Here is a 596-nt window from a genome sequence, read left to right as displayed (position 1 = left end):
TCAACGTTGGCGCAGCGCCAGACTATGCTGCAGAATACCTTCATCGCCAACCATGGCCTGGGTACCCCGACACTGAACAGCTTTGTGGTTTCCGCCAATGGCACCGCCACCGCGCAGGCCATGGCAAGTTACTCCATGCCCACAGTGTTCATGCAGATCGCCAGGATCAACACGGTGCCGGTCGCCGTTGGGTCGACGGCGAGCAAGACGCCGGCCCTGGTGCAGACTACCTTCAAGGTTTCCAAGGTGTCGGGCTGGTGGAACAAGACGATGACGCTCTACGGCACGACATTTGGAGCGACGGTGGCCAAGCCGCTGATGTCGATCGAGTATACCTATAACGGCTTCGGTGATCCGAAAGGCTACGGCACAACGAATGTGTACACAATCACCAACAACGGCGGGGCCGACATCAAGACGCTTGTCCAGTCGCAAGTTTGCACCACCGCCAGCGTGAGCACCTTCACGGGTCTGACTGCAGACGCGATACTCCAGACCAGCGGCACCAAGAAATATTCAACCACTTGCCTCAACACCATGTACCCAGCCAACAGCGCCGGCGCGTCGATCGACGTCAGCCAGATGGCTGGCCTCTC

The 596-nt window shown here is 58.9% G+C and carries 1 pseudogene; it reads left to right on the top strand.

Annotated elements, in window-relative coordinates:
* Positions 1 to 24: 24 nt before the first annotated feature.
* Positions 25 to 596, top strand: a pseudogene (locus P3C39_RS32875) (hypothetical protein); the annotation flags it as partial.

It is taken from the genome of Mesorhizobium sp. XAP4, assembly GCF_029269325.1.
Classification (GTDB): Bacteria; Pseudomonadota; Alphaproteobacteria; order Rhizobiales; family Rhizobiaceae; genus Mesorhizobium; species Mesorhizobium ciceri.
The sequence above is the reverse complement of the archived record's forward strand: the minus strand, read 5'-3'. Positions and strand labels throughout refer to the sequence as shown.